The organism is Amycolatopsis sp. NPDC057786, from assembly GCF_042797905.1.
Lineage (GTDB): Bacteria > Actinomycetota > Actinomycetes > Mycobacteriales > Pseudonocardiaceae > Amycolatopsis.
In genome coordinates this window covers 1-26,387 of the sequence record NZ_JBHVKW010000116.1, presented here as the reverse complement: position 1 = coordinate 26,387, position 26,387 = coordinate 1, and the positions used below count along the sequence as shown (strand labels likewise).

Annotated in this window: 24 protein-coding genes; 9 read left to right on the top strand and 15 right to left on the bottom strand. The window is 67.5% G+C overall.

Annotation, left to right across the window (positions count from 1 at the left end):
* Positions 1 to 131: 131 nt before the first annotated feature.
* Genes ACFVM3_RS36530 through ACFVM3_RS36515 form a run of 4 tightly spaced genes read right to left on the bottom strand, consistent with a single transcriptional unit; the run spans position 132 to position 4,216 of the window.
* Entirely contained in the window at positions 132 to 947 is an 816-nt protein-coding gene (locus ACFVM3_RS36530; protein WP_378444438.1) for a carbohydrate ABC transporter permease, read from the bottom strand.
* Positions 944 to 1,879 (bottom strand): carbohydrate ABC transporter permease, encoded by a 936-nt coding sequence (locus ACFVM3_RS36525; RefSeq protein WP_038519394.1) that lies wholly within the window; start codon positions 1,877 to 1,879, stop codon positions 944 to 946. The genes ACFVM3_RS36530 and ACFVM3_RS36525 overlap by 4 nt, the downstream gene beginning before the upstream one ends.
* Positions 1,879 to 3,219: an ABC transporter substrate-binding protein gene (locus ACFVM3_RS36520; protein ID WP_378444437.1), complete on the bottom strand. Its 1,341-nt coding sequence runs from the start codon at positions 3,217 to 3,219 to the stop codon at positions 1,879 to 1,881. The genes ACFVM3_RS36525 and ACFVM3_RS36520 overlap by 1 nt, the downstream gene beginning before the upstream one ends.
* Complete coding sequence (locus ACFVM3_RS36515) at positions 3,212 to 4,216, bottom strand: zinc-dependent alcohol dehydrogenase family protein (RefSeq protein WP_378444436.1); 1,005 nt, start codon at positions 4,214 to 4,216, stop codon at positions 3,212 to 3,214. Before ACFVM3_RS36515 ends, ACFVM3_RS36520 begins: the two co-directional genes overlap by 8 nt.
* 127 nt (positions 4,217 to 4,343) lie before the next feature.
* Here ACFVM3_RS36515 and ACFVM3_RS36510 point away from each other — a divergent pair, with 127 nt between their 5' ends.
* On the top strand, positions 4,344 to 5,324 hold the full coding sequence (locus tag ACFVM3_RS36510; RefSeq protein ID WP_378444435.1) for a sugar-binding transcriptional regulator: 981 nt from the start codon (positions 4,344 to 4,346) through the stop codon (positions 5,322 to 5,324).
* A gap of 28 nt (positions 5,325 to 5,352) precedes the next feature.
* On the opposite strand, the gene ACFVM3_RS36505 is transcribed toward ACFVM3_RS36510, so the two are convergent.
* On the bottom strand, positions 5,353 to 5,673 hold the full coding sequence (locus ACFVM3_RS36505) for a winged helix-turn-helix transcriptional regulator (protein ID WP_378444434.1): 321 nt from the start codon (positions 5,671 to 5,673) through the stop codon (positions 5,353 to 5,355).
* 75 nt (positions 5,674 to 5,748) lie between these two features.
* Here ACFVM3_RS36505 and ACFVM3_RS36500 point away from each other — a divergent pair, with 75 nt between their 5' ends.
* The gene (locus tag ACFVM3_RS36500; protein ID WP_378444433.1) at positions 5,749 to 6,468 is read left to right on the top strand and encodes an NADPH-dependent F420 reductase; all 720 of its coding nucleotides are present in this window, start codon (positions 5,749 to 5,751) and stop codon (positions 6,466 to 6,468) included.
* Positions 6,353 to 6,991: a hypothetical protein gene (locus tag ACFVM3_RS36495; protein ID WP_378444432.1), complete on the top strand. Its 639-nt coding sequence runs from the start codon at positions 6,353 to 6,355 to the stop codon at positions 6,989 to 6,991. The genes ACFVM3_RS36500 and ACFVM3_RS36495 overlap by 116 nt, the downstream gene beginning before the upstream one ends.
* Here ACFVM3_RS36495 and ACFVM3_RS36490 read toward each other — a convergent pair.
* On the bottom strand, positions 6,954 to 9,473 hold the full coding sequence (locus ACFVM3_RS36490; RefSeq protein WP_378444431.1) for a DEAD/DEAH box helicase: 2,520 nt from the start codon (positions 9,471 to 9,473) through the stop codon (positions 6,954 to 6,956). The two genes, ACFVM3_RS36495 and ACFVM3_RS36490, sit on opposite strands and share 38 nt — an antisense overlap.
* Before the next feature lie 151 nt (positions 9,474 to 9,624).
* Here ACFVM3_RS36490 and ACFVM3_RS36485 point away from each other — a divergent pair, with 151 nt between their 5' ends.
* Positions 9,625 to 10,866: a primosomal protein gene (locus ACFVM3_RS36485; RefSeq protein ID WP_378444430.1), complete on the top strand. Its 1,242-nt coding sequence runs from the start codon at positions 9,625 to 9,627 to the stop codon at positions 10,864 to 10,866.
* Positions 10,867 to 10,887: 21 nt separating this feature from the next.
* Here the strand turns inward: ACFVM3_RS36485 and ACFVM3_RS36480 are convergent, their stop codons facing one another.
* Complete coding sequence (locus ACFVM3_RS36480) at positions 10,888 to 12,096, bottom strand: MFS transporter (protein ID WP_378444439.1); 1,209 nt, start codon at positions 12,094 to 12,096, stop codon at positions 10,888 to 10,890.
* A 56-nt stretch (positions 12,097 to 12,152) separates the two neighbouring features.
* Positions 12,153 to 13,262, bottom strand: a complete 1,110-nt coding sequence (locus tag ACFVM3_RS36475) for an adenosine deaminase (protein WP_125680098.1) — start codon at positions 13,260 to 13,262, stop codon at positions 12,153 to 12,155.
* Between the two features lie 210 nt (positions 13,263 to 13,472).
* Here ACFVM3_RS36475 and ACFVM3_RS36470 point away from each other — a divergent pair, with 210 nt between their 5' ends.
* A complete protein-coding gene (locus ACFVM3_RS36470; protein WP_378444429.1) occupies positions 13,473 to 14,561 on the top strand; it encodes a PA containing protein in 1,089 nt (362 codons plus the stop codon).
* 515 nt (positions 14,562 to 15,076) lie between these two features.
* On the opposite strand, the gene ACFVM3_RS36465 is transcribed toward ACFVM3_RS36470, so the two are convergent.
* The 7 genes from ACFVM3_RS36465 to ACFVM3_RS36435 all read right to left on the bottom strand — a co-directional run bounded on the left by ACFVM3_RS36465 (position 15,077) and on the right by ACFVM3_RS36435 (position 22,511).
* Positions 15,077 to 16,360 carry a thymidine phosphorylase gene (locus ACFVM3_RS36465; RefSeq protein ID WP_378444428.1) on the bottom strand — a complete coding sequence of 428 codons (1,284 nt, stop codon included), beginning with the start codon at positions 16,358 to 16,360 and terminating at the stop codon, positions 15,077 to 15,079.
* Positions 16,357 to 16,746, bottom strand: coding sequence for a cytidine deaminase (locus ACFVM3_RS36460; RefSeq protein ID WP_378444427.1), 390 nt, complete (start codon positions 16,744 to 16,746; stop codon positions 16,357 to 16,359). The genes ACFVM3_RS36465 and ACFVM3_RS36460 overlap by 4 nt, the downstream gene beginning before the upstream one ends.
* 1 nt (position 16,747) lies before the next feature.
* On the bottom strand, positions 16,748 to 18,022 hold the full coding sequence (locus ACFVM3_RS36455) for an ABC transporter permease (protein ID WP_378444426.1): 1,275 nt from the start codon (positions 18,020 to 18,022) through the stop codon (positions 16,748 to 16,750).
* A complete protein-coding gene (locus tag ACFVM3_RS36450; protein ID WP_378444425.1) occupies positions 18,019 to 19,116 on the bottom strand; it encodes an ABC transporter permease in 1,098 nt (365 codons plus the stop codon). Before ACFVM3_RS36450 ends, ACFVM3_RS36455 begins: the two co-directional genes overlap by 4 nt.
* Positions 19,113 to 20,693 carry an ABC transporter ATP-binding protein gene (locus ACFVM3_RS36445; protein WP_378444424.1) on the bottom strand — a complete coding sequence of 527 codons (1,581 nt, stop codon included), beginning with the start codon at positions 20,691 to 20,693 and terminating at the stop codon, positions 19,113 to 19,115. The genes ACFVM3_RS36450 and ACFVM3_RS36445 overlap by 4 nt, the downstream gene beginning before the upstream one ends.
* Before the next feature lie 80 nt (positions 20,694 to 20,773).
* On the bottom strand, positions 20,774 to 21,916 hold the full coding sequence (locus ACFVM3_RS36440; protein WP_378444423.1) for a BMP family protein: 1,143 nt from the start codon (positions 21,914 to 21,916) through the stop codon (positions 20,774 to 20,776).
* 289 nt (positions 21,917 to 22,205) lie between these two features.
* Positions 22,206 to 22,511 (bottom strand): hypothetical protein, encoded by a 306-nt coding sequence (locus tag ACFVM3_RS36435; protein ID WP_143254261.1) that lies wholly within the window; start codon positions 22,509 to 22,511, stop codon positions 22,206 to 22,208.
* 402 nt (positions 22,512 to 22,913) lie between these two features.
* Here ACFVM3_RS36435 and sdhC point away from each other — a divergent pair, with 402 nt between their 5' ends.
* From sdhC to ACFVM3_RS36415, 4 genes are read left to right on the top strand one after another with little or no spacing between them, the layout of a single operon-like run.
* On the top strand, positions 22,914 to 23,357 hold the full coding sequence (gene sdhC, locus ACFVM3_RS36430) for a succinate dehydrogenase, cytochrome b556 subunit (RefSeq protein WP_091597900.1): 444 nt from the start codon (positions 22,914 to 22,916) through the stop codon (positions 23,355 to 23,357).
* A gap of 2 nt (positions 23,358 to 23,359) precedes the next feature.
* On the top strand, positions 23,360 to 23,779 hold the full coding sequence (locus ACFVM3_RS36425) for a succinate dehydrogenase hydrophobic membrane anchor subunit (RefSeq protein ID WP_016331258.1): 420 nt from the start codon (positions 23,360 to 23,362) through the stop codon (positions 23,777 to 23,779).
* Between the two features lie 33 nt (positions 23,780 to 23,812).
* The gene (gene sdhA / locus ACFVM3_RS36420) at positions 23,813 to 25,567 is read left to right on the top strand and encodes a succinate dehydrogenase flavoprotein subunit (RefSeq protein WP_378444422.1); all 1,755 of its coding nucleotides are present in this window, start codon (positions 23,813 to 23,815) and stop codon (positions 25,565 to 25,567) included.
* Positions 25,567 to 26,337, top strand: coding sequence for a succinate dehydrogenase iron-sulfur subunit (locus tag ACFVM3_RS36415; RefSeq protein WP_378444421.1), 771 nt, complete (start codon positions 25,567 to 25,569; stop codon positions 26,335 to 26,337). Before sdhA ends, ACFVM3_RS36415 begins: the two co-directional genes overlap by 1 nt.
* Positions 26,338 to 26,387: the final 50 nt, after the last annotated feature.

Here is a 26,387-nt window from a genome sequence, read left to right as displayed (position 1 = left end):
GCCCTAGTCTCGCCGCGGGTTGATACCAGGCCCAGTACATGAAGGCCCCCTTCCTTGCGCCTGGCGCAAGGAAGGGGGCCTTCATGTACCTCAGGCGAGCAAGGGCCACCGGAACCAAGCCGGACCGAGCGTTACTTGACCGCGCCCATCGACAGCCCCCGCACCAGGTGGTTCTGCGCGATCCAGCCGACGATCATCACCGGCAGTGACGCGAGCAGCGCGGCCGCGGACAGCTGCGCCCAGTACAGGCCCTCGCTGGTGATGAACCCGACCAGGAACACCGGCACCGTCCCGGCGCGCGCGGCGGTGAGGTTGACCGAGTAGAAGAACTCGGTCCACGAGAAGATCACGCAGATCAGCGCGGTCGCGGCCACCCCCGGCGCGACCACCGGCATGATCACCTTCCGGAGCAGGATCGGCAGGGTCGCGCCGTCGATCCGGGCCGCCTCGATCATCTCGTGCGGCACCTCCAGGAAGAACGACCGCATCATCCAGATGGCCAGCGGCAGGTTCATCGAGGTGTACAGGATGATCAGCGCCCACACGTTGTCCAGCAGCCGGGTGTTCTGCGAGATCACGTACAGCGGGATGATCGCCGCCACGATCGGCAGCATCTTCGTCGACAGGAAGAAGCCGAGCGCGTTGCTCGTCCCCTTCACCGGCGCCAGCGAAAGCGCGTACGCCGCCGGGATTCCCAGCAGCAGCACGAAAAGCGTCGAAACGACGGTCACGAACGCCGAATTCGACAGGTACGGCAGGAAGCCGCGTTCGAGCACGCCAGCGAACTGGTCGAGCGTCGGTGTGAAGAACAGGCGCGGCGGGTCGGTGTAGGCGTCGGCCTCCTGCTTGAAGGCCGTGAGGATCATCCACAGCAGCGGGAACACGAACAGGATCGCGATCACCCAGGTCGCGACCGTCAGCGCGCCGGGTCCGAAGCGGCTTTTCATTTCGCGCCTCCCTGGACCGAGAACGTACGGAACATCAGCCGCAGCGCGAAGGTCGCGACGATCATCGTCAGGATCACGACGATCACGCCCATCGCGGACGACTGCCCGATGTCGAAACCCTGGAACGCCCGCTGGTAGATGTAGAACGGCAGGTTCGTGCTGGCCGTCCCCGGACCTCCTTGGGTCATCAGGAAGATCGCGTCGAAGCTGTTCACGATGTAGATCGCGCCCAGCAGCGTCGCCAGCTGCAGGAACCGGCTCAGATGCGGCAGCGTGATCGCGGTGAACGTCCGCCAGCGGCCGGCGCCGTCGACCGACGCGGCCTCCAGCACGTCCTTCGGCTGACTCTGCAACCCGGCCAGGATCAGCAGCATCATGAACGGCGTCCACTGCCAGACGACCTGGGCCATCACCGCGGCCAGCGGGAACTCCGAAAGCCAGTCGACGTCGGTGCCGAAGACGAAGTGCAGCAACCCGTAGGTCGGGTCGAACATCGTCGTCTTCCACAGCAGCGCGCCCGCCGCGGGCAGGATCAGGAACGGCGTGATCAGCAGGGTGCGGACCACACCGCGGCCGAGGAACTTGCGGTCCAGCAGGATCGCCAGCCCGAGGCCGAGCAACAGCGAGAAGAACACGCACACGACCGTCAGCACCACGGTGTTCAGCAGCGCCCCGAGGAACGTCGAGTCGGCGAAGACGTCGATGTAGTTCTGCAGCCCGACGAAATGCCTCGAACCGGGACGCACCAGGTTCCACGACTGGAACGAGTAGAACACCGTCAGCACGAAGGGCAGCTGCGTCACGGCGACGACGAACAGCAGGGCGGGCAGCAACGGCAGCCGTCGTTTGAACGGCGTATCGGTGCCGCGCTTCGGAGCCGCCTTCTTCGCGTGGGCGGGCTCCGGGCGGGCAGGAGCGGAGATCGTGGCCATCACTGCACCTCCTGATACGACTTGCCGACGGTCTGCGCGTACTCCTGTGACTGTTCGAGTGCTTCGTCCACGGTGATCTGCCCCGCGATCGCCGCCGAGAGCTGCTGGCTCACGCGGGTGCCGAGATCCTGGAACTCGGGGATGCCGACGAACTGGATTCCGGGGTAGGGCACCGGATTCACCATCGCCTTGCGCTGGTCGGCGTCCGCGATCCCGTCCAGCGTCGGCTGCGCGTAGGCCTTGGCGGCCTCGCGGTACTGCGGGATGTCGTAGGTCGATTTCCGCACGCCCGGCGGGACGCGGTTCCAGTCGCCGAACTCCTTGGCGACCCGCTGCACGTACGCCTTGTCGGTCATCCAGGACATGAACTTGAAGGCGATGTCCTTGTGCTTCGCGACCTTCGGGATCGCCAGCGCCCACGTGTAAAGCCAGCCGCTGGACTGCGTCTTCTCCACCGGCGCCGGGGCGTAACCGGACTTGCCGACGACCTTGCTGGCCGACGGGTCCTCGTTCGTACCCGCCATGACCGTGGCGTCGTACCACATCGCGGCCTGGCCCTGCGTGTAGCGCGTACCGCATTCGGAGAAGCCCGCGCTCGACGCTCCGACCTCGCCGTGGTTCCGCACGAGGTTCACGTAGAACTCGGCGGCGGCCTTGAACTCGGGGCTGGTCAGCTTCGCGTTCCAATCCTTGTCGAACCACTGGGCGCCGAAGGTGTTGGCGACCGTCGTGAACGGCGCGAGGCTCTCACCCCAGCCCGGCTTGCCGCGCAAGCAGATCCCGGCGATGCCTTTGGCCTTGTCGTCGAGTTTCGCGGCATACTCGGCGATCTGCGTCCACGTCGGCTTGGCGGGCATGGTGATCCCGGCCTGCTCGAACAGATCCTTCCGGTAGGCCAGGAACGACGACTCGCCGTAGAACGGCACCGCGTAAAGCGATCCGTTGTGCGACAAGGACTCCTTGATACTCGGGATGAAGTCGTCCGCGTCGTAGGAAGGATTCGCCGCGATATGCGGTTCGAGGTTCTCCAGCCAGCCGTTCGCGGCCCACTGCGGCGCCTCGTAGTTGCTGATCATGACGACGTCGAACTCGCCGCCTTCGGTGGCCGTCGACGCGGTGATCTTCGCGCGCGCCTGGTTTTCCGGCAGCGACACGAACTTGAGGCTGACGCCGGGATTCGCCTTCTCGAACTCGCCGGAAAGCTCGATGGCGTCCTTCATCTGCGGGTTCGCGACGATCGCGACGACGAGCGTCCGGTCACCGGTCCCGAGCGCGCCCGCACCGGCGCATCCGGTGAGGGTCAGCAAGAGGACCGAGAGCAGAGCGGCTGCTTTACGCACCTTTGCCTCCCGGTATTACCTGCACCTTCAGGCCGGCGCCGCTGCGCATGAGGGCGAGAGCGTCGGGGTACTGCTCCAGCGGCAGGGTGTCGGTGAGCAGCGCGGCGGTGTCGACGGCACCGTCGGCGACCAGATCGAGCGCGGCACCGAAGCTGTTCATGACGGCCATCGAGCCGACGACGGTGATCTCGTCGTTGTAGATCCGGAACGGCGAAAGCGCGACGCGTGCTTCGGCGGGCGCGACGCCGAAGACCAGCAGGCGGCCTCCGCGCTGAAGCGAGTCGAAAGCCGCCTCGATGGCGGGTGCGGCGCCGGTGCAGTCCGCGGCGGCGTCGAACTTCTCGTCGTCGAGGTCCTTCACGTCACCCGCGACCGCGGCCGCGCCGAGGTCCATCGCCCGGCCGAGGCGGGACGTGTTGCGGTCGACCACCGTGACGTGGGCGCCCGCGCGCTGCAGCAACTGCTGCATGATCAGCCCCATCGTGCCCGCGCCGACGACGAGGAACCGCTCCCCCGCCTCGACGCCGATCCGGCGCACACCGTGGACCGCGCAGGAAACCGGCTCGACGAGGGCGCCCTGTTCCCAGGTCATCGAGTCAGGCATGCGGTAGCAGTTCGCGGACGGGACGGCGACGTACTCGGCGAAGGCGCCGTCGACGGTATCGCCGGTCGCGTTCCAGTTCTCGCAGAGGTTGCCGCGGCCGGACCGGCAAGGTTTGCAGTAGCCGCAGAACAGCGACGGGTCGACGGCCACCCGGTCGCCGACCTTCCAGCCGCCCGGCACGTCCGCGCCGAGTTCGACGATCTCGCCGGCGAACTCGTGGCCGGGGACGATCGGATAGGGCGTCGGCGGGAAGTGCCCGTCGGCGATGTGGAGGTCGGTCCCGCAGATCCCGCAGGCACCCACTTTGACGACGACCTGGCGATCCCCCGGTTTGGGGTCGGGTACCTCGCCGACCCTGATCTCCCCGGGCTTGTCCACGATCGCGGCACGCATGCCAGCTCCTCTTCTCCGCTCAGATGAGCAGGATGGGCTTATGCTTCGGACTGCATGTCCAGGCATGGTGAACTTTTCCCTGGTGTTACGTCAACCTTTCGGGTTGATTTCGCGATATAGTGCTCATATGAGCGCGAAGAAGCAGCCTCTCGGCCTGGTGGAGTCGCTCCGGCTGGCCGCGGTGGCCCGGCGGTTCTACGACCAGGGCGCCTCGAAACTCGAGATCGCCGAGGAGTTCGGGATCAGCCGGTTCAAGGTCGCGCGGATGCTGGACACGGCCAGGGAAAGCGGCATCGTCAAGGTCGAATTCCACCTGCCCGCACCGGTCGATCTCGTGCTGTCGGAGGAGATCCGCGCGGCGTACCGGCTCGACCGGGTGCTCGTGCTCGAACGAGCGCCGGAACCGGAATCCCGCGAAGTGGCGCGGCGCAAGATCGGCACGCTCGCCGCGCGTCTCCTGACCGAGATCGTCACTCCCGGCGACGTCCTCGGCCTGTCGTGGGCACGTTCGGTGAACGCGATGACCGACGCGATCGAGTCACTGCCGAACTGCCCGATCGTGCAACTGTGCGGGGTGCAGGCGGGCATGGACATGCGCGACCGGTCGGTGGAGACGGTCAGCCGGGTCGCGTCGGTGTCCGGCGGCGAGTCGTACCCGATCTTCGGCCCACTCGTCCTCCCCGACCGCCGCACCACCGAAACACTGCGCAGGCAGCCCGGTATCGCGGAAACCTTCGGCCAGTTCAAGAACCTGACCAAGGCCGTCGTCAGCATCGGCGCCTGGAAGCCCGAAGAGTCGACCGTCTACGACGCGCTCGACGAGGCCGAGCGCAGCGCCATAGCGAAACGCGGTGCCAAAGCCGAGGTTTCCGCGCGACTGTTCGACGCCGACGGGACGCCGATGTCCACCGGCCTGGCCCATCACGTGCTGGCCATCAGCGCCGAGGAACTCCTGGCCGTCCCCGAAGTGATCGCGCTGGGCTACACGGAACCGAAGGCGGAAGCGATCGACGCCGTCCTGCGCTCCGGCATGGTCTCGACGCTGATCACCGACGCCGCCGCGGCCGTCCCGCTGCTCGAACTGGCCGAGGCCCGCCCGCTCCCGTAGTGCTGCTGAAGGACGCTTTCACCGCGTCTCACGCGGTGAAGGGCGCTTTCGTCTCATCGCATGCGGGGAAAGCGTCCTTCAGCGCCAGCAGCGTGGTCCCGAGTTCCGTCAGCGAGTACTCGACCTTCGCCGTCCGCCCACAGTCGCGCCGGTGAACGAGACCGTTGAACTCCAGCCGCCGGACCGTCTCCGTGAGCACCTTCGTGCTGATCCCGCCCAGCCGTCGCCGCAGTTCGGCCGGCCGCAGCGGCCCCTCGCGCAGAGCCCACAACACGACCGGGTTCCACGTGTTCGCCATCAGGTCGAAGGCCAGCCGGGCCCGGCAATCGGCGAGGAAGACGTCGTTCATCGGACCTCGGTAACCATTCGCTACCCGCGCGGCTTTCTACCGTCGTGCTGTCCACTCGATCTTAGGGAGCAGCACATGCGTATCGGTATTTTCGGCGCGGGCGGGATGGCGGAAGCGCTCGGCGGGCAGTGGATCAAGGCCACCAGGATCTCCCCGAGGGTGGGAACCTGGGACGAGACCGCCCGCGCCAGCGACGTGATCCTGCTCGCCGTCCCGGCCGCGTCGGTGACGGAAGTCCTTGCCGCCGCAGGAGATCTCGCCGGGAAGGTCCTGATCGACTGCACCAACGCCGTCGGCCCCGGCGCCGTGCTCACGGTGCCCGGCCAGGCGGCGCGGATCGCCGCCGCCGCACCGGACGCGCACCTGGTCAAGGCGTTCATCCTGTGCCACGTGGACGTCTGGCGGATGACGCCGCCGGTGTTCGACGGCGTTCCGCCGGCGGTGCCGATCTGCGGCGACAAGGTCGGCGAAGTGAGCGAACTGGTCCGCGACATCGGATGCACCCCGCTGGTCGCGGGCGGCCTCGACCGGGCGGCGCTCATGGAGGCGACGATGGCGTTCATGGTCGGGCTCTGGTTCGACGGCCACGACGCCCCGGGCCTGCGTCCCACCCCTTCCGGTGTGATTTCAGGGTCGTCCCCGATGTGCCGGACCGGGCGGTCACGCGAGCCTGTGCGACATGGGGACGAAGACCTGGCGGCAACTGACCGTGTGGCTGCACGTCGTCACTTCGATCGGCTGGATGGGACAGGCCCTGGCGCTGTTCGCCCTCCTGGTGATCGGCCGGACGAGTGAGGACGGAGCGATCCGCGTCGCGGCGACGTCGATGGCGCACGAAATCGACACGCTCCTGCTGGCGCCGCTCGCCAACGCCTCGGCCTTCACCGGATTCATGCTCGCCGCGGCGACGGCGTGGGGATTCGCCCGGCACTGGTGGGTACTGGCGAAGTTCGCGATCACGCTCGTCCAGCTCTACGCCGGGATCTTCCTGCTGTCGGGCGCTTTACGGGATTCCGTCGGCAGTGATCCGCCTCCGCTGGCGCTGACCGCCGGGACGGCGCTGATGGCGAGCGCGCTCGCGTTTCAGGCGTGGCTTTCGGTGGCGAAGCCGTGGGGCAAGGTCCACTCCGGCGCGAAGCCGCCGACCGCGCCGACGTGTGTGTTCGTCGCCGCGGTCCTCGCGCCGCTCACCGACATCACGGTGGGCTTGCTGCTCGGCTATCCGCTGCCCGCGTTGTCGCTGATCGTGCTGATCGTCCAGCTGGTGCGCCGCCGCGCAGTCACCCGGCCGAAAGTCCCAGCTGGTCCACCGCCGTGATCCGGATGACCGCCGAGCCCGCCTCGTCCGAAGCCGCCAGGTCGACCTCGGCGCTGATCCCCCAGTCGTGGTCGCCCGCCGGATCGTCGAAGATCTGCCGCACCCGCCAGATCTCCTTCTCCTGCTCGATGATCAGCAGCTTCGGCCCACGCGCGTCCGGCCCGATGCCGAGCGTTTCGTGCTCGTCGAAGTAGTCCTCGATGGCGTCTTCCCACGCGTCCGCGTCCCAGCCCGACGCGGCGTCCAGTTCGCCGAGCGTCTCGTACGCGCGCCGCGACGCCAGCTCCACCCGGCGGAACAGCTCGTTGCGCACGAGCACCCGGAACGCCCGCTCGTTGCGCGTGACCGCGGGCGGCTCGGACGGCGGCCTCGTCGAAACCGGACCCTCCTCTTCGGGATGCCGCAAGGCTTCCCATTCGTCGAGGAGACTGGAGTCGACCTGGCGCACCAGTTCGCCGAGCCATTCGATGAGGTCCTGCAACCCCTCGGTCTTGGCCTCGTCCGGGACCGTGTGCCGCAACGAGTCGTAGGTGTCGGTGAGGTACCGCAGCACCAGCCCTTCCGAACGGGCCAGCTGGTAGAAACCGATGTACTCCACGAAGTTCATCGCGCGCTCGTACATGTCGCGCACGACCGACTTCGGCTTGAGCTCGTAGTCCTCGACCCACGGATGCCCTTGCCGGTAGCGGGAATACGCCGCCTCCAGCAGTTCCTCCAGCGGCTTCGGGTACGTGACGCTTTCGAGCAGTTCCATCCGCTCGTCGTACTCGATGCCCTCGGCCTTCATCGCCTGCACGGCCTCGCCGCGCGCCTTGAACTGCTGCTGCGACAGCACCGGACGCGGATTGTCCACAGTGGATTCCACAATGGACACCACGTCGAGCGGGTAGGACGGCGACTCGACGTCGAGGAGTTCGATCGCCGCGAGCGCGAACGGCGAAAGCGGCTGGTTCAGCGCGAAGTCGAACTGCAGGTCCACGGTGAGCCGGACGATGCGGCCCTGCTCGTCGGGCTCGTCGAGCCGTTCCACGACGCCTGCCGCGAGCAGCGCGCGATAGATCGCGATCGCGCGCAGGATCAGTTTCCGCTGGGCGGGACGGTCGGAGTGGTTGTCCTCCAGCAGATGCCGCATCGAGTCGAACGCGTTGCCCGGCCGGGAGATGACGTTCAGCAGCATCGAGTGGCTGACGTGGAAACTCGACGTCAGCGGTTCCGGCTCGGCCGCGATCAGCCGGTCGCAGGTACTCTCCGTCCAGTTGACGAAGCCCTCCGGCGCCTTCTTGCGGACGATCTTCTTTTTCTTCTTCGGATCGTCGCCCGCCTTCTCCAGCGCCTTGGCGTTTTCGACGACGTGGTCCGGTGCCTGCACGACGACGTAACCGTCGGTGTCGTAACCCGCACGGCCCGCGCGGCCGGCGATCTGGTGGAACTCGCGCGCCTTGAGATGCCGCTGCCGCACGCCGTCGTACTTCGTCAGCGCCGAGAAGACCACCGTGCGGATGGGGACGTTGATGCCGACGCCGAGCGTGTCGGTCCCGCAGATCACCTTCAGCAGCCCGGCCTGCGCGAGCTGCTCGACCAGGCGCCGGTACTTCGGCAGCATGCCGGCGTGGTGGACGCCGATCCCGTGCCGGACCAGCCTCGACAGCGTCTTCCCGAACCCGGCCGCGAAGCGGAAGTCGCCGAGCATCTCGGCGATGGCCTCCTTCTCCGCCTTCGAGGTGACGTTGATGCTCATCAGCGTCTGCGCGCGCTCGATCGCCGCGGCCTGCGAGAAATGCACGACGTACACCGGCGACTGCCCGCCGTGGAGCAGCTCGGACATCGTCTCGTGCAACGGCGTCAGCGCGTAGCGGAAGGTGAGCGGCACCGGCCGCTGCGCCGAAGTGACCACCGCGGTCGGACGGCCGGTCCGGCGGGTGAGATCTTTCTCGAAGAACGAGACGTCGCCCAGCGTGGCCGACATCAGCACGAACTGCGCGTTCGGCAGCTCCAGCAGCGGCACCTGCCAGGCCCAGCCGCGATCCGGCTCCGAGTAGAAGTGGAACTCGTCCGCGACGACCTGGCCGACCGGTGCGTCGGCACCGAACCGCAACGCCATGTTCGCCAGGATCTCCGCCGTACAGCAGATGATCGGCGCGTCGGCGTTCACCGCCGAGTCACCCGTCATCATGCCGACGTTCTCCGGGCCGAAGATCTCGATCAGCTGGAAGAACTTCTCCGAGACGAGCGCCTTGATCGGGGCCGTGTAGTAGCTGCGGCGGCCGTGCGCGAGCGCGGTGAAGTGCGCCCCGACGGCGACCAGGCTCTTTCCCGAGCCCGTCGGCGTCGACAGGATCAGGTTCGCTCCGGAGACCACCTCGATGATGGCCTCTTCCTGCGCGGGGTACAGCTCCAACCCGCGCTCGGCCGTCCAGGTGGAGAAGGCTTCGAACAGCGAGTCGGGGTCGGGATCCGCAGGCAGGAGGTCTGTAAGTGTCATCAGAGGACCTATCGTGCCATCCGTTGGTCGCTTCTTGCCCAGGGGTGATCGCGCCCTCCGCCGGAAACCCGTAGGCTTCGCGTTACCGCGCACCTTCCGGGCACCATCACCCGGCCGCGCACACAGGCGGTAATCCGAGAGGGCTAAAGGAATGGCACAGGACATCATCCCGATCGAACTCGGCCTGCCACAGGGTGACGTCGTCACTCTCTGGGCGCCGCGCTGGCGGGAAGACGGCGAGGAGTGGGAAGCCTTCCTCGGCGACGAGGAGGACCTGTATGCCTTCCCGGACGCCGCGCATCTCGCCGCCTTCGTACGGACCTCCGAGCAGCACGACCTGCTCGACCACCCCGCGTGGGAGGTCGTCCCGGCGCTGAACGTGCCCGAGCTCATCCCGGACGACGACCACACCTACGACCTGGTGGGCGTCCCCGAGCTGGTCGCCGAGAAACCGGACCAGTGGACGCTCGGCGAGCTGGCCGAAATCATCGGCATCGTGCGTTCGCTCGCGGACGTGTGCGAGCTCGAAGAGGTCCACGAAGTCCTCGACGCGCACGAGAGCTTCTCGCTGCTGGACCAGGGCACGCTGCCCTTCTCCGGCCGTGACGGCGAGCGCCTCTGGGCGGATCTGTCGCAGGCGGTCTCCGAGAAGTGGGACACCGTGCTCGACGCGATCGACGGTCTCGTGACCGTCCCCGACGTCGACGAGAAGGTGCTGGAGCAGACGGCGGAGGAGCTCGCGACCTTCCTCGCGGAGTCCGCCGAAGCCGAAGCGGCCGCCGCCGACGACGACCTCGTGGACGACTCGGACGAGGACGACGAAGACGACGAGCCCGTCGGCTTCTGGGGCGAGGTCGGCATCGACCCGATCAAGATCGTCACCTCCGGCGCCGAGTACTACACGCTGCGCTGCTACCTCGACGACAAGCCGATCTTCCTCGGCAGCGAAGGCGAGATCGACGTCTTCACCTCCGAGAAGGCCCTGATCCGCGCGATCGCGGACGGCAAGGACCTGGCGGACAACGACCTCGCCCAAGTGTCCACTTGGGACGAGGTGGCCACGAAGGCCACCGCGGGCGAGCTCGAGATCGAGGTCGACGCCGAGAACACGTACGTGCTGAACGGCATCGCCGAAGACATCGCCGAAGGCCCGGAGTCGATCGACCCGACCCAGCTGGAGCTGGCCGTCGAGCTGATCACCGACGCCGCCGAGTGGGCCGACGACGACAGCGTCGAAACCGCGCTGGCCGCCAACGAAAGCCTCGGCTGGCTGGTGTCGTTCGTGCTGCGGCCGGACCCCTCGCGCCTTGAGCCGAGCGCTCCGTTCGACGCCGAGCAGTCGGAGTGGCGCAAGCTCGTCGAGACCTTCGAGAACCGGCTCACGGTCGTCTGATCCATCCCGCGAAAGGGCCTCTCAGGTTCGTCCTGAGGGGCCCTTTTCGTGCCGGACGGGCACGACTGCCACGGCGAGCATCGGGAAGACCGCGGCCACGCAGAAGGCCAGCGCGTACCGCGAATCACCGATCACCAAGCCCAGCATCGGCGGCGTCAGTGCCGCGGCGATGTTCTGGCCGGTGTTCTGCGTGCCCATCGCCCGCCCGGCCCACGCGAGCCCTGCCATCTCCGCCGACGCGGTGAACCCGAGGCCGTTGTCGGACACGGTGATCACCGCGGCCAGGACGAGCGCGAGCAGCACCAGCCACGGCCACGTCGAGTCCCCGACCGCGACCAGCAGCATCACGGCGGCGCTCGCGACCGCCAGCTGCCGCATCGGCCTCAGCCTGCTGCCGGCGCGGTCGGACCAGTAGCCCGACGCGATCCTGCCCAGCGCACCGAGGATCTGGACGGCGCCGGCGAACCAGCCCGCGGACGACGGCGTCCAGCCGTGCATGGTCACCAGATACACGGGGGTGAACGCGGAGACCGCGAACTGCGGGACGACGAGCAGCGCGCTCGCGCCGTGGACCCGCCACAAGGCCGGCTTCCGGTACGGCGACGGCGGTTTCTCGGCCTTGCCCGCTTCGGGCTCCGGGCGCGGCGGATCGACCAGGAGCCAGGCGACCAGGAGCGCGACGCCGATCGCGGTCAGCGCGGGCAGCAGGAGCGAGACCTGGAAACCCCAGCGGTCCGCGAGCGGCGGGAGCCCGAAAGCGGCGACGCCCACACCGAGCGGCTGGGCCATCTGGCGGATGCCCATCGCGAGGCCGCGTTCGGCCGGGCCGAACCAGCCGAGGACGGCCCGGCCGCTCGCGGCGTTCACTGACGCGGTGCTCGCGCCGGCGACCAGGAACACCCCAAAGAGGATCCCGAGCGAGTGGTCGCCGACGGCCGCGTACACGAGGAGTAACCCCGAGACGCCGAGCCCGAGGGCCATTACCAAACGCTCTCCGTAACGGTCCGCCGCCGCACCCCACAAGATCAAGGTGAACAACAGGCCAAGGCTCGGCGCCGCGACCACGGTTCCCGCTTCGGCGAGCGAGAGCCCCTCCGCGCGCTGCATCGACGGCACCAGGAACGGGATCCCGTAAAGGAACGAACAGCTCGCGGTCTGCGCGGCGAGGCCGAGCGCGAGGATGAGCCAGCGTCGTTTGCCGCCGATCCTCACGTCCACGACCTGCGCCATCTTCGCCACCGTTTCACTATATGGGAAAGAGCTCCTACATAGTGAACATTAGTTGGCTATGCTAACGAACGCAAGGACGCATAGCCCGGCTTGATGACCGTGTTGATGATGTCGAGCCGCTGGTCGAAATCGAGGAACGCGGATTTCATCGCATTGATCGTGAACCACTCGAGATCCGCCACCCCGTAGCCGAACGCGTCGCTCAGCGCCGCGAATTCGCTGGTCATCGAGCAGCCGCTCATCAGCCGGTTGTCGGTGTTGACGGTGACCCGGAACCGCAGCCTGGCGAGCAGGCCGAAGGGATGTTCGCCGATCGAGCGCGCCGCTCCGGTCTGGACATTGGACGTGGGACAGATCTCGAGCGGGATGCGCCGGTCGCGGACGTAGGCGGCCAACCGTCCCAAATGGACCGTGCCGTCGCTGTCGGTCTTGATGTCGTCGACGATGCGCACGCCGTGGCCGAGCCGCTCCGCGCCACAATGCTGAATCGCCTCCCAAATGGACGCGAGCCCGAACGCCTCACCGGCATGAATGGTGAAATGTGCATTATTCGTCCGCAGGAACTCGAATGCGTCGAGATTTCTGGTAGGCGGAAATCCGTCTTCCGGTCCGGCGATGTCGAACCCGACCACACCGGCGTCGCGGTAGCGGACGGCGAGACCGGCGATCTCGAGCGCCCTGGCGTGCTGGCGCATCGCGCAGAGCAACGTCCCGACGCGGATCCGGCCGCCGTCGGCCGCCACTCTCCGTTCACCTTCGGCGAACCCGGCCTGAATCGCCTCGACCACCGCATCGAGTGACAGTCCGCGTTCGACGAAGAGTTCGGGGGCGTACCGCACCTCGGCGTAGACGACCCCATCGGCCGCGAGGTCTTCCACCGCCTCGGCGGCCACTCTGACCAGCGCTTCCTCGGTCTGCATAACGCCGCAGGTATGCGCGAACGTCTCAAGGTACGAGACGAGGGAGCCGGAATCGGCCGCGTCGCGGAACCAGCGGCCGAGTTCGACGGGATCGCTGGTCGGCAAGGCCTGATACCCGGTCTGTTCGGCGAGTTCGGCGACCGTGGCCGGACGCAATCCGCCGTCCAGGTGGTCGTGGAGGAGAACCTTGGGAGCGCGGGCCAGTACCGCCTCCGGGATGCTGGGTCTGCTGCTTTCAGAGGACATACGTAACGGTAACCAGTCTGTCATTCCCCTACATGGTGGCAACTTCCGCGAGCCGGTTAACCCTCGGCTTTGTCGATCACGGGCTGAATCGGCCATCAGGGTCAGAGCTCGGCATTGTCCGATACCCGGGGGCCATACACAGAGCAATTTCGCAATGGATAAGCTTCACGTCACGTCCCTCCCATTTCCCCGCCCACGAAGGACACCGCAGTGACCACTGACAACCACATTGCAGCCCCGTCCTTCGACCGGATGCGCAACATGCTGGTGCGCGCGGCCGAAGTGCGTGAGAGCGAACAGCAGCAGATCTTCGACGCGCTCGACGACATCTACGCACGTCTGGCCCCTGTCGACTCGCTCGGCGCGGTGCGCAAGCGGCTCTCGGAGATGCCCGACCGCACCGAGACCAGCGTGCTCGCCGAACGTCTCGACGAGACCATGTCGCGGCTCGAAGCGCAGGACACCGCGATCGCCGCGCTGACTCGCGCCGTCGAAAGCATCGTCGACAAGCTGGCGAAGCCGTTCGCTCAGCTCGACGGCCGCCTCGACGGCATGGCCGCTCGCCTCGAAGGCGTCGGGGGCCGGATGGACGGGCTCGAGGACAAGCTCCAGAACATCCACCGCCGTCTCGACGAGCTCGGCGCGCACCTCGACAAGCAGGACGTGAAGACCGACGCGCTGCCGCAGTCGGTGATCGGCCCGGTGCGCGAGCGCGTCGAGCAGGCCGAGTCCACCCTGCGGGACCGCGTCGACACCGTCGACCGCGAGCTGCGCACGCGCGTCGAGAACCTCGACAAGGCCACCAAGGAAAGCCTCACCGCGAACACCGAGGCGCTGAAGACCGCGCTGACCGAGACCGGCGAGATGATCGACGCGTCGGAGCGCCTCGACGGCCTCGGCGACCGCCTCGAGAAGGTCACCTCGCGACTGGACGACCTGGCCGAGCGGCTCGACAAGGTCGAGGACGGCTTCACCGGGCGCCTCGGGGACCTGGACGGCTCGATCCGTTCCGGTCTGTCGAAGGTCGAGAGCACGCTGCAGAAGCAGCCGGACACCGACTCGGTCGACTCGCTGGTGCGCAAGAGCAACGACGAGTCCGTGCGCCGCATCGGCGGGCAGCTGGACGAGGCCATGGCGACCTTCGCGGAGCTGATGCTCGGCGGTGGCCCGGCCGTGCAGCAGATCTCCCCGCCGCCGCCCGCCCCGCGTCAGCCGCGTCGCAGCTCGCGCAACGGCCGGGCGCCCAAGGCGGCCGACGCGAAGGCGAAGGCCGACGGCGCCGACGAGACCACCGACTGACGCTCTCTTACCGCGTGAAGGCCCCTTCCTCCGGCTCCGCCGAGGGAAGGGGCCTTCGCTCTTCTCCGCACCCGCACCGACCTGCGTTTAGCGGGCTAATCGCGATCCGCCGCCGACCTGCGTTTAGCGGGCTAATCGCGATCCGCGGGGCCCTGACGTCGCGAAAGCCTCTTCCGCAACGGTGAAGGTTGCGAAAGTGGCTTTCGCAACGCGCCCGGGCCTGGGGACGGCACCCGAACGCCCTCCCGCCGCACAGATCGCGTTTAGCCCGCTAAACGCAGGTCGGCGCCGGGAGCGCTGGGCCGGGCGGGCGGGCGGCCGTGGTGGGCGCGCGCGGGATGTCTCAAAGGTGACCTTCAGGACGCTGGTCGTCCCAAAGGTGCCCTTCGAGTCATCGGGCCGCGCGAAGCCGAGCCCGAAGTACATGAAGGCCCCCTTCCTGTAGCTAGGCGCAAGGAAGGGGGCCATCATGTACTTCTGGCCCACCGGATCGCGATTAGGGGGCTAAACGCAGGTCAGGGCCGCACAGTCTCCAGGACGAGCGGAGCGGAGGCCGAAGGCCCCGAAGAGCTGACCCCGTAGGCGTCTTCGAGCGCAGCGAGAGCCGAGGGGACAGCGTCCGGCGTATCGGTGTGCAGTTCCAGCAACGGCTGCCCGGCCGACACGGCATCGCCCGGCTTCGCCAGGCACAGCACGCCGGCCGCGGCCTGTACCGGGTCTTCCTTGCGCGCCCGTCCGGCGCCGAGCCGCCAAGCGGCGACGCCGACCGAGTAGGCGTCCAGCGAAGACAAGACGCCGTCCGAAGGCGCCGAGACGACGTGGACGTGCTTAGGCCGCGGCAGAGGAGCGTCCGGATCCCCACCCTGCGCGGCGATCATCCGGCACCACGTCTCGTAGGCCTTCCCCGACACGAGCACCGCGGCCGGGTCCACATCGGACAATCCCGCCAGCGCCAGCATCTCCCTGGCCAAAGCCACCGTCAGCTCGACGACGTCGGCCGGGCCGCCGCCGCGCAGCACCTCGACCGACTCCGCGACCTCGATCGCGTTGCCGACGGCGTAGCCCAGCGGCACGTTCATGTCCGTGATCAGCGCCGTCGTCGCGACGCCGTGCGCGGTCCCGATCTCCACCAGCGTCCGCGCGAGTTCACGGGCCTGCGGAAGCGTCTTCATGAACGCGCCCGAGCCGGTCTTCACATCGAGGACCAGCCCGGCCGAACCCTCCGCGATCTTCTTGCTCATGATCGAGCTCGCGATCAGCGGGATCGACTCCACCGTCGAAGTCACGTCCCGCAGCGCGTACAGCTTCCTGTCCGCCGGAGCCAGCCCGGACGTCGCCGCGCAGACCACCGCGCCGACCTCGTCGAGCTGCCGGATGATCTCCGATGTCGACAAAGCGGCACGCCAGCCGGGGATCGACTCCAGTTTGTCGAGCGTCCCGCCGGTGTGCCCGAGCCCGCGCCCCGACAGCTGCGGCACGGCCGCCCCGCACGCCGCGACGAGCGGCGCCAGCGGAAGCGTGATCTTGTCGCCGACCCCGCCCGTCGAATGCTTGTCGATCGTCGGGCGGCTGACCTTCAGGTCGAGCCGCTCCCCCGACGAGATCATCGCGCCGGTCCAGCGCGCGATCTCGCCGGAGTCCATCCCCCGCAGGAAGATGGCCATCGCGAGCGCGGCCATCTGTTCCTCGGCGATCTCGCCGCGTGTGTACGCGTCGATGGTCCAGTCGATCTGCTCGTCGGAAAGCCGTCCCCCGTCCCGCTTCGCGCGGATGACGTCGACGGCGGCGAACGCGCTCACGGCAGGTCGTCCGGCCCGAACGCGTCCGGCAGCACCGCGGACATCGGCAGGATGCCGCTCGGGGTGTCCACCAGGCAGTCGGAACCGCCGTGCTCGAACAGGATCTGACGGCAGCGTCCGCACGGCATCAGCAGGTCACCGGCGCCGCTGCGGCAGGCGACGGCGACGAGCTTGCCGCCACCGGTCAGCCGCAGCTGCCCCGCCATCGTGCACTCCGCGCACATTCCCAAGCCGTACGAAGCGTTTTCGACATTGCAGCCGACGACGATCCGGCCGTCGTCCACCACAGCGGCGACACCGACGTGCAGGCCCGAGTACGGCGCGTACGCCGACTTCGCCGCCTCGACGGCCTTAGCCCGCAAGGCTTCCCAGTCGTACTCCGCCATGTCAGTCCTCACCTCGCCGATAGGTGGCGCCGATCGCCTTGGGCGGCCGCAACCGCTGCGAAGCCACCGCCAGCACGATCAGCGTCACGAAGTGCGCGGTGTACGGGATGAGGTCGCTGGGCAGGTCGTCGTTGGTCCAGTAGATCGCGTACAGCGCGACGGCGCCGACGACACCGAGCGCGGAAGCGATCCACTGACGGCGGAACAACTGCACCGCCACGATCACGGCCAGCAGGATCACCGCGCCGTACAGCAGCGCGAGCACCGCGGTGCCGCCACCGGCGAGCTGGAGGCCGTCCGCGTAACCGAACAGCGCCGCGCCGCCGAGCAGGCCGCCCGGCCGCCAGTTGCCGAAGATCATCGCCGCGAGGCCGATGTACCCGCGGTTGTTGGTCTGGTTCTCCAGGTAGTCCGCACCGCCGGCGAGCAACACGAGCGACGCGCCACCCATTCCGGCGAGTCCGCCGGAGATGATCATGGCGATGTACTTGTGCAGGTAGACCTTCACGCCGAGGGACTCGGCCGCGACCGGGTTCTCGCCGCAGGACCGCAGCCGCAGGCCGAACCGCGTCCGCCACAGCACCAGGTAGCTGATCGGGACCAGCGCGATCGCGATCATCGTCAGCGGCGCGACCTCGGTGACCAGGCCGTTGAGGATGCCGGCGAGGTCCGAGATGAAGACGCGCTGCATCTTCTCCAGGTCCGAGAGCCAGTCCGAGAGGAACGTCGCCGAATAGGTGTCGAACTTCGGGACCGGCGGCGACTGGCGCGGGTTCCCCGAAAGCGGGGTGAACACCAGGTTCGCCAGGTACTTCGCGACGCCGAGACCGAGCAGGTTGATCGCCACACCGGAGACGATGTGGTTGACGTTGAAGGTCACCGTCGCGACGGCGTGCAGCAGCCCGCCGAGCGCGCCGAACACCACGGCCGCGAGCAATCCGGCCCAGACCCCGCCGTAGAAGGCGCCCCAGGCGGCACCCCAGGTGCCCAGGATCATCATGCCTTCGAGGCCGATGTTGATCACGCCCGCGCGTTCGGCCCAGAGGCCGCCGAGCGCGCACAGCAGGATCGGCAGCGCCAGCCGCAGCGCGGTGTGCGAGGTGTTGGTCGAGGTCAGCGTGTTGACGCCGGTGGCGTACGACGCGATCGCGAGCACACCGACCGCCAGCAGCCCCCAGATGGCGCCCTTCAGCCAACCGGGGATACGGCGCTTCGGCGGCTTCACCGGCATGGTGGTCCCGCCTGTGTTGGGCGAAAGAACGTCCGCGGTGGTCACACCGCACCTCCCTCGGACACGCTGGAACCCTTGCGGCCGTTGCCTGCCAGCGCGCGACCGACGCGACGCTGTTCGGCGGCCAGGTCCGCGCGGCGCACGATCTCGTACGCGATGACGACCGACAACACGATCACGCCCTGCATGATCGTGGCGATCTCTTTGGACACGTTGATCTGTTCCAGCGACACCGCGGACCGGTCGAGGAACGCCCACAGCAGGGCGCCCAGCGCGATACCCGCCGGGTGGTTGCGGCCGAGCAGGGCGACCGCGATACCGGTGAAGCCGTACATCTGGGTCGAGGTGATGCCGTAGCTGAAGTCGCGGCCGAGCAGTTCCGGCATCGCGACCAGGCCGGCGACGCCACCGGAAAGCAGCATCGCGATCAGCGTCATCTTCTTGGCGTTCACACCACCGGCGGCGGCCGCCGTGGTCGATTCACCGGAGGCCTTCAGCTCGAACCCGAACCGGGTCCGGTTGAGCATGAACCAGTAGGCCCCGCCGATCAGCGCCGCGATGAACACGAAGCCGAACAGCTCACCCGAAAGGATCGGGATGCCAGGGATCCGGCCCGTTTCGGCGATCTCGCGAGTGGCGATGTTGTTGCCGGTCTGCACCCCGAACTGGTCCGCGTTGACCAGGAACGCCACGATGCCGCCGACGATCGCGTTCAGCATGATCGTCGAGATGACCTCGGAAACGCCCCGGGTCACCTTCAGCACGGCCGGGATGGCCGCGTACAGCATGCCGCTGAGCACCGCGACGACCAGGATCGCCAGGACGTGGATCACCGGCGGCAACTGCAGTGCCCCGCCGATGATGGCGGTGACGATGGCCGCGAACCGGTACTGGCCTTCGACACCGATGTTGAAGAGGTTCATCTGGAAGCCGATGGCCACCGCGAGCCCGGACAGGTAGTAGACCGTCGCGAGGTTCACCGTGTCGACGGCGGTCGAGCCCTTGAAGAGCTGGCTGATCATCGTGCCGTAGGCCTGGAGCGGGTCGGCACCCGAAATGATCAGCGCGATGGCCGTCAGGATGACCGCGAAAACGATCGCGAGCAGAGGCGGCAGCAGCCTCGTACGCCAGCTACTCACGCCACACCGTCCTCTTCGGAGTCTTCGGAGGCACCCGTCATCGCGGAGCCCAGTTCCTGCGGGGTCACGGTCGCGGGGTCGGCCTCGCCGACCAGTCGCCCGCGCAGCATGACCTGAATGGTGTCGGAAAGCCCGATCAGCTCGTCGAGGTCGGCCGACACCAGCAGCACGGCCAGCCCGGCCGCGCGCGCCAGTCGGATCTGCTCCCAGATCAGCGCCTGCGCGCCGACGTCGACACCGCGCGTCGGATGCGACGCGATCAGCAGCACCGGATCACCGGAAAGCTCACGCCCGACGATCAGCTTCTGCTGGTTACCACCGGAAAGCGCGGCGGCGGGGACGTCGATGCCCGGCGTGCGGACGTCGTACTGCGCGACGATGCGGCGGGTGTCCTCACGCGCGCCGACGATGTCGAGCAACTGTCCTTTCGCGACCGGCTCGCGGGTCTGGTAGCCGAGAATCCGGTTGACCCACAAGGGTTGCGTCAGCAGGAGGCTGTGCCGCGTGCGGTCTTCGGCGATGTAGCCGATCCCGGCCTCGCGGCGGGCGAGCGTCCCCAGTTTGTGCAGTTCGACGACCCGGCCGTCGACCTCGGTCAACTCGATCCGGCCGCCGCCCTTGCGCATGCCCATGATCGTCTCGACGAGTTCGGTCTGGCCGTTGCCCTCGACGCCGGCGATCCCGAGCACCTCGCCCGCGTGCACGGTGAAGGAGATGTGGTCGAGGACGTTCCGCTCGGACCCCTCGACGCTCAGGCAGACGTCGTCCAGGCGGAGCACGGGCCGATCGGTCACAGTGGACTCACGGGTCTCCGGGCTGGGCAGCTCCGAGCCGACCATCATCTCGGCCAGCTGGCGCGAGGTGATCGTCTTCGGGTCGGCCGTGCCGACGGTGGTGCCGCGGCGGATCACGGTGACCGTGTCGGCGATCGCGCGCACCTCGTCGAGCTTGTGCGAGATGAAGATGAAGGTGAAGCCGTCCTTCTGCATGGCGCGCACGGTCTCGAAGAGCGCGTCGACCTCCTGCGGCACGAGCACCGCGGTGGGCTCGTCGAGGATGATGATCCGCGCGCCGCGGTAGAGGACCTTGACGATCTCCACGCGCTGACGGTCGGCGACGCCGAGCTCTTCCAGCAGCGCGTCCGGGCGGGCGCGCAGGCCGACGCGTTCGGCGAGTTCCGCCAGCTTCGCCCTCGCCGCGCGGCCGATGCCGTGCAGGTTCTCCGCGCCGAGGAAGACGTTCTCCCCGACGGTCAGGTTGTCGGCCAGCATGAAGTGCTGGTGGACCATCCCGATCCCGGTCTTGATGGCGTCCTGCGGGTTGCGCAGTTTCACCGGTTCGCCGTTGATCGCGATGTCGCCCTCGTCCGGCTGTTGCATGCCGTAGAGGATCTTCATCAGGGTCGATTTGCCCGCGCCGTTCTCGCCGCAGACGGCGTGCACCTCGCCCTTGACGACGGTGAGGTTGACGTCGGAGTTGGCGACGACACCGGGGAACCGTTTCGTGATCCCGGTCAGCTGCACGGCCGGTTCACCCCGGTCGGGGGCGTCGGTGACCTCGGCCTGGGGAGCGCTCATGGAAAAGCCATCCAGTTCTGGGGTAAACAGGTTGGGGCTCGGAAGGGGTTACCCTCCCGAGCCCCGCTGCCTGGTCGAGCTTACTTCTGCGGCTTGTCCGAGACGGTGATCGCCCCGGAGACGATCTGCGCCTTGTACCCGTCGAGGACGTCCTTGATGTCGTCGACCTTGCCACCGGAGGTGGCGTAACCGATGCCGTCGACCTTGAGGTCGAACCGCTTCGGCAGGGTCGTCAGGTCGCCCTTCGCCAGCGCGCGCAGGTAGTCGAACACCGCCACGTCGACGCGCTTGAGCATCGAGGTGATGATGACGTCCTTGGACGCCTCGACCGTCTTCTGGTTGTACTGGTCGGAGTCGACACCGATGGCCATGGCGTTGTTCGACTTCGCGGCCTCGAAAACGCCCTTACCGGAGGCGCCGGCGGCGTGGTAGATCACGTCCGCGCCCTTGGCGATCTGGGCGGCGGCCTTCACGTTGCCCTTCGCCGGGTCCTGGAACCCGGAGATGTCACCGGCCGGGGTGAGGTACTCGTCCTCGATCTTGGCCTTGGACGAAGCGGCCTTCACACCCTGGAGGAAGCCGGCCTCGAACTTCTGGATCAGCGGCGTGTTCACGCCACCGACGAAGCCGACGTGGCACTTCTTCGACTTGTAGACGGCGGCGACACCGGCCAGGAACGAACCCTGCTCCTCGGCGAACACGAGCGAGGTGACGTTCGGGGCCTTGACGGAGTCGTCGTCGACGATCGCGAACTGGGTGTTCGGGTACTTCGGCGCCACTTGGCCGACGGCCTTGGCGTAGGCGAACCCGACCGCGACGATCGCGGTGAAGCCCTGGGCGGCCAGCTGCTCGAGGCGCTGCGACTTGGCGGCCTCGTCCTCGCTGGAGCTCGCCGTGCTTTCGCTCACGGTGGTGAGGCCCATTTCCGACTTCGCCTTGTCGACGCCGGCCGCGGCCGAGTCGTTGAAGGACGCGTCGCCCCGGCCGCCCACGTCGAACGCGAGCGCCACCTTCAGCTTGCTGGCGTCCACCTTCTCACCGGACTGCGCGCTGCTGGTCGAGGCGGCGGCCGCGGCGGGCGGCTTCGGCGCGGTCACGCAGCTGGAGGACTGATCCCCCGAAGCATTGTTGTTGCTGTTGTTCCCCGCACCCGAATCCTTGGCGCATCCGGCCAATACCAGAGCACCGGCCATGGCGGCAGCGGCCAGCGCGGTTCCACGCATGCGACGCAACGTGTGTCTCCCTCCCCGCTGATCCAGCGGATGGTCCGAAGAAACGACCCGGCCACGTTGCCGGGTTGACCGAGAGACGGTACCCAACGGCCCCTTGGCGGCCATAGGAAAGGCACGCTACGTGACACAAACGTTTACATCCGGCTCACTTCGGCGACCACGCGATCACACAACGTTACGACGAGCGGGCAGGGTTCAGGCGCGCGCCGGACATCCCATGCCCGGCGCGCGCCATTTCATTGAATTCATTTATTCACGAGAACATTTCCGGTGAAACCGATCAGCGAACGGCGATAATGGTGAACGTGCCGGAAATGTATCCGCTACTGCGCAGAACGGACTGCTGACCGACGGGCACGGTATTCGACCCTTGCCGTGTGCAGCCACCGGCGCTGCAAACGGTCATCACGAAGTAGTACTTGGGCGCACCGTTCACATAGTTACAGGTCGTCCAGGCCGAGTGACCGTCGCCGGCGATACCCGTGTTGTAACAGACCGCGTCCGCGTGTGCCACGGAGGAACCGAACAAGACCATTCCCAGAGATACGAAGACGGCCCCCAGGAAGGATATAATCCTTTTCGTCATGAAAATGACCCTAGCGGGAGCCGGAAGCACCGAACATAGGACATTCGGGTGACGAGGCGCCCACCACAAGGCGAATTCGCCGGTCCGCGCGAGCCCGGATTCGCAAGCGTATCCAAGCCGTCGGGCGAATACCACCCGGAGTGGGAAATCAGCTTGGCCGTGACCCCGCGCCGCCACCTTCCGTGAGCACCGATCGTGCGGGCCGGAGATGTCTGGTCCATCACACAGAGGAACCCGGAGGTGAGCCCACCGTGAGGTGCGGGTCTAGCATCCTGGTATCCACGCTCGATGACCATGATCTCGGCACCGTCGCCGGAGCCGTCCCCAGGTGGACGTCCCGGCGGCAGGCGCGGAAACCAGCGGTCAGCGGGCCCAAGCCATGACGTTGGAGGCCGTTCACCGATGTCCACCACGGCTAGCACCGCCACCGAGGCGGCCGCGAGCGATCGGGCGGGTGCCTCACGCCGGCAAGGGACCTTCTACCGGGGCGACCCCGGTATGTGGTCCTGGGTGCTGCACCGCATCACCGGCGTGCTGACATTCTTCTTCCTCTTCGTGCACGTGCTCGACACCGCGCTCGTGCGCGTGTCGCCCGACACGTACAACGAGGTCATCGAGACCTACAAGACCCCGCTGGTCAACCTCCTCGAGGTCGGCCTCGTCGGCGCTGTGCTGTTCCACGCGCTCAACGGCATCCGGGTCATGCTGGTCGACTTCTGGGAGAAGGGACCGAAGTTCCAGAAGCCGATGCTCTGGACCATCCTGGCCATCTGGGTCGTGGTGATGATTCCCGGTGCCTACTTCATGATGAAGCGCACCGTCGAAGTTATGTTCGGGGGGCACTGACCATGGCAACCGAAGTTCTCGCACTCGACAAGCCGCGTTCGCCGAAGCGCCCGGCCGCCCGCCGCAGCAACTTCGAGCTCTACAGCTGGCTGTTCATGCGCATCTCGGGCCTCGCCCTGGTCGTGCTGGTGCTCGGCCACCTGTTCATCATGAACATCCTCGACGGCGGCGTGCACCGCATCAACTGGGGCTTCGTCGCCGGCCGCTGGGCCTCGCCGTTCTGGCAGTTCTGGGACCTGTCGATGCTCTGGCTCGCCGAGATCCACGGCGGCAACGGGCTCCGGACGATCATCGACGACTACGCCCGCAAGGACAGCACCCGGTTCTGGCTGAAGATCGTGCTCTACGTCTCGATGGTGCTGATCCTCGCCGTCGGCACGATGGTGATCTTCACCTTCGATCCCGGCATCTCGGCCAACTGACGGCCCCACCACACACGTAAAGCGGAGTTCTCAATGCAGTTCCACAAGTACGACGTGGTGATCGTCGGCGCCGGTGGCGCCGGCATGCGCGCGGCCATCGAATCCGGCCAGCGTGCCCGCACCGCGGTGCTCACCAAGCTCTACCCGACGCGTTCGCACACCGGCGCCGCCCAGGGCGGTATGTGCGCCGCGCTGGCGAACGTCGAAGAGGACAACTGGGAGTGGCACACCTTCGACACGATCAAGGGCGGCGACTACCTGGTCGACCAGGACGCCGCCGAGATCATGGCGAAGGAGGCCATCGACGCGGTCCTCGACCTCGAGAAGATGGGCCTGCCGTTCAACCGGACGCCCGAGGGCAAGATCGACCAGCGCCGCTTCGGCGGGCACACCCGTGACCACGGCAAGGCCGCGGTGCGCCGCGCCTGCTACGCCGCGGACCGCACCGGGCACATGATCCTCCAGACCCTGTACCAGAACTGTGTCAAGCACGGCACCGAGTTCTTCAACGAGTTCTACGTGCTCGACCTGGTGCTGACCCCGGACGAGGACGGCAACCCGGTCGCCTCCGGCGTCGTCGCCTACGAGCTGGCGACCGGTGAGCTGCACGTCTTCCAGGCGAAGTCGATCGTGTTCGCCACGGGCGGCGCCGGCAAGATCTTCAAGACGACGTCGAACGCGCACACCCTCACCGGTGACGGCCTCGGCATCATCTTCCGCAAGGGCCTGCCGCTGGAGGACATGGAGTTCTTCCAGTTCCACCCGACAGGTCTGGCCGGGCTCGGCATCCTCATCTCCGAGGCCGTGCGCGGTGAGGGAGGCATCCTCCGCAACGCCGACGGCGAGCGGTTCATGGAGCGCTACGCGCCCACCATCAAGGACCTCGCGCCGCGCGACATCGTCGCCCGGTCGATGGTGCAGGAAGTGCTGCAGGGCCGCGGTTGCGGGCCGAACAAGGACTACGTCGTCCTCGACGTCACGCATATCCCGGAAGAGACGCTGAACGCGAAACTCCCGGACATCATGGAGTTCTCGCGGACGTACCTGGGCGTCGACCCGGTCACCGAGCCGGTGCCCGTGTTCCCGACCTGCCACTACGTGATGGGCGGAATCCCGACCAACGTCCACGGCGAAGCGTTGCGGGACAACGAGAACGTCATCCCCGGCCTGTACGCCGCGGGCGAGGTGGCGTGCGTGTCCGTGCACGGCTCGAACCGGCTGGGCACCAACTCGCTGCTGGACATCAACGTCTTCGGCCGTCGTGCCGGTATCGCCGCCGCCGAGTACGCGCTGGCGCACGACCACGTCGAGCTGCCGGAGAACCCGACCAAGGTCGTCGAGGACCAGCTGGCTCTGCTGCTTTCGGAGCACGGTGACGAGCGCGTCGCCGACATCCGCACCGAACTGCAGCGGACGATGGACTCGCACGCTTCGGTGTACCGCACGGAGGACACGCTCAAGCAGGCGCTGACCGACGTGCAGGCGCTGAAGGAGCGGTACAGCCGGATCACCGTGTCGGACAAGGGGAAGCGGTACAACACCGACGTCCTCGAAGCCGTCGAGCTGGGCTTCCTGCTCGAACTGGCCGAGGTCCTCGTCGTCGGCGCCCTGGCGCGCAAGGAATCCCGCGGCGGGCACGCGCGCGAGGACTACCCGAACCGCGACGACACGAACTTCATGCGGCACACCATGGCCTACAAGCAGGGTGAAGGCCTGACGGCCGACGTCCGCCTCGACTACAAGCCGGTGACCTTCACCCGCTACGAACCGATGGAGCGGAAGTACTGATGACCACGGCCACCCCCGAGAAGTCGGAGGCCGTGTCCTCCGACCACACGCCGATCACCGTCACGCTGAAGATCCTCCGGTTCAACCCCGAAGTCGACACCGAGCCGCACTGGGAGTCCTACGACGTCCCGGCGCAGCGCACCGACCGGCTGCTGAACCTGCTCTTCTACGTGAAGGACTACATCGACGGGACGTTCTCGTTCCGCCGCTCGTGCGCGCACGGCGTCTGCGGTTCCGACGCGATGCAGATCAACGGCATCAACCGGCTGGCGTGCAAGGTCCTGATGAAGGACCTGCTGGAGACCAACGGCAAGAAGACGACCATCACCATCGCGCCGATCAAGGGTCTGACCACGCTCAAGGACCTTTACGTCGACATGGACCCGTTCTTCGAGGCGTACAAGGCCGTGAAGCCGTACCTCATCGCCTACGGGAACGAGCCCACGCGCGAGCGGATCCAGTCGCAGGCCGACCGCGACCGGTTCGACGACACGACCAAGTGCATCCTGTGCGCCTGCTGCACGTCCTCGTGCCCGGTGTACTGGAACGACGGCTCGTACTTCGGCCCGGCCGCGATCGTCAACGCGCACCGGTTCATCTTCGACTCGCGTGACGAAGGCGCCGAAGAGCGGCTGGACATCCTGAACGACTCCGAGGGTGTCTGGCGCTGCCGGACGACGTTCAACTGCACCGATGCCTGCCCGCGCGGCATCCAGGTCACGAAGGCCATTCAGGAAGTGAAGCGCGCTTTGCTCTTCAAGCGCGTCTGACGCCGCTTCGAGGTACATGAAGGCCCCCTTCCTTGCGCCTAGCGCAAGGA

Coding starts and splice junctions, on each gene's coding strand:
- ACFVM3_RS36530 (WP_378444438.1), bottom strand. CDS start 947: ATGAAAAGCCGCTTCGGACCCGGCGCGCTGACGGTCGCGACCTGGGTG.
- ACFVM3_RS36525 (WP_038519394.1), bottom strand. CDS start 1,879: ATGGCCACGATCTCCGCTCCTGCCCGCCCGGAGCCCGCCCACGCGAAG.
- ACFVM3_RS36515 (WP_378444436.1), bottom strand. CDS start 4,216: ATGCGTGCCGCGATCGTGGACAAGCCCGGGGAGATCAGGGTCGGCGAG.
- ACFVM3_RS36510 (WP_378444435.1), top strand. CDS start 4,344: ATGAGCGCGAAGAAGCAGCCTCTCGGCCTGGTGGAGTCGCTCCGGCTG.
- ACFVM3_RS36505 (WP_378444434.1), bottom strand. CDS start 5,673: ATGAACGACGTCTTCCTCGCCGATTGCCGGGCCCGGCTGGCCTTCGAC.
- ACFVM3_RS36500 (WP_378444433.1), top strand. CDS start 5,749: ATGCGTATCGGTATTTTCGGCGCGGGCGGGATGGCGGAAGCGCTCGGC.
- ACFVM3_RS36495 (WP_378444432.1), top strand. CDS start 6,353: ATGGGGACGAAGACCTGGCGGCAACTGACCGTGTGGCTGCACGTCGTC.
- ACFVM3_RS36490 (WP_378444431.1), bottom strand. CDS start 9,473: ATGACACTTACAGACCTCCTGCCTGCGGATCCCGACCCCGACTCGCTG.
- ACFVM3_RS36485 (WP_378444430.1), top strand. CDS start 9,625: ATGGCACAGGACATCATCCCGATCGAACTCGGCCTGCCACAGGGTGAC.
- ACFVM3_RS36480 (WP_378444439.1), bottom strand. CDS start 12,096: ATGGCGCAGGTCGTGGACGTGAGGATCGGCGGCAAACGACGCTGGCTC.
- ACFVM3_RS36475 (WP_125680098.1), bottom strand. CDS start 13,262: ATGTCCTCTGAAAGCAGCAGACCCAGCATCCCGGAGGCGGTACTGGCC.
- ACFVM3_RS36460 (WP_378444427.1), bottom strand. CDS start 16,746: ATGGCGGAGTACGACTGGGAAGCCTTGCGGGCTAAGGCCGTCGAGGCG.
- ACFVM3_RS36445 (WP_378444424.1), bottom strand. CDS start 20,693: ATGAGCGCTCCCCAGGCCGAGGTCACCGACGCCCCCGACCGGGGTGAA.
- ACFVM3_RS36440 (WP_378444423.1), bottom strand. CDS start 21,916: ATGCGTGGAACCGCGCTGGCCGCTGCCGCCATGGCCGGTGCTCTGGTA.
- ACFVM3_RS36435 (WP_143254261.1), bottom strand. CDS start 22,511: ATGACGAAAAGGATTATATCCTTCCTGGGGGCCGTCTTCGTATCTCTG.
- sdhC (WP_091597900.1), top strand. CDS start 22,914: ATGTCCACCACGGCTAGCACCGCCACCGAGGCGGCCGCGAGCGATCGG.
- ACFVM3_RS36425 (WP_016331258.1), top strand. CDS start 23,360: ATGGCAACCGAAGTTCTCGCACTCGACAAGCCGCGTTCGCCGAAGCGC.
- sdhA (WP_378444422.1), top strand. CDS start 23,813: ATGCAGTTCCACAAGTACGACGTGGTGATCGTCGGCGCCGGTGGCGCC.
- ACFVM3_RS36415 (WP_378444421.1), top strand. CDS start 25,567: ATGACCACGGCCACCCCCGAGAAGTCGGAGGCCGTGTCCTCCGACCAC.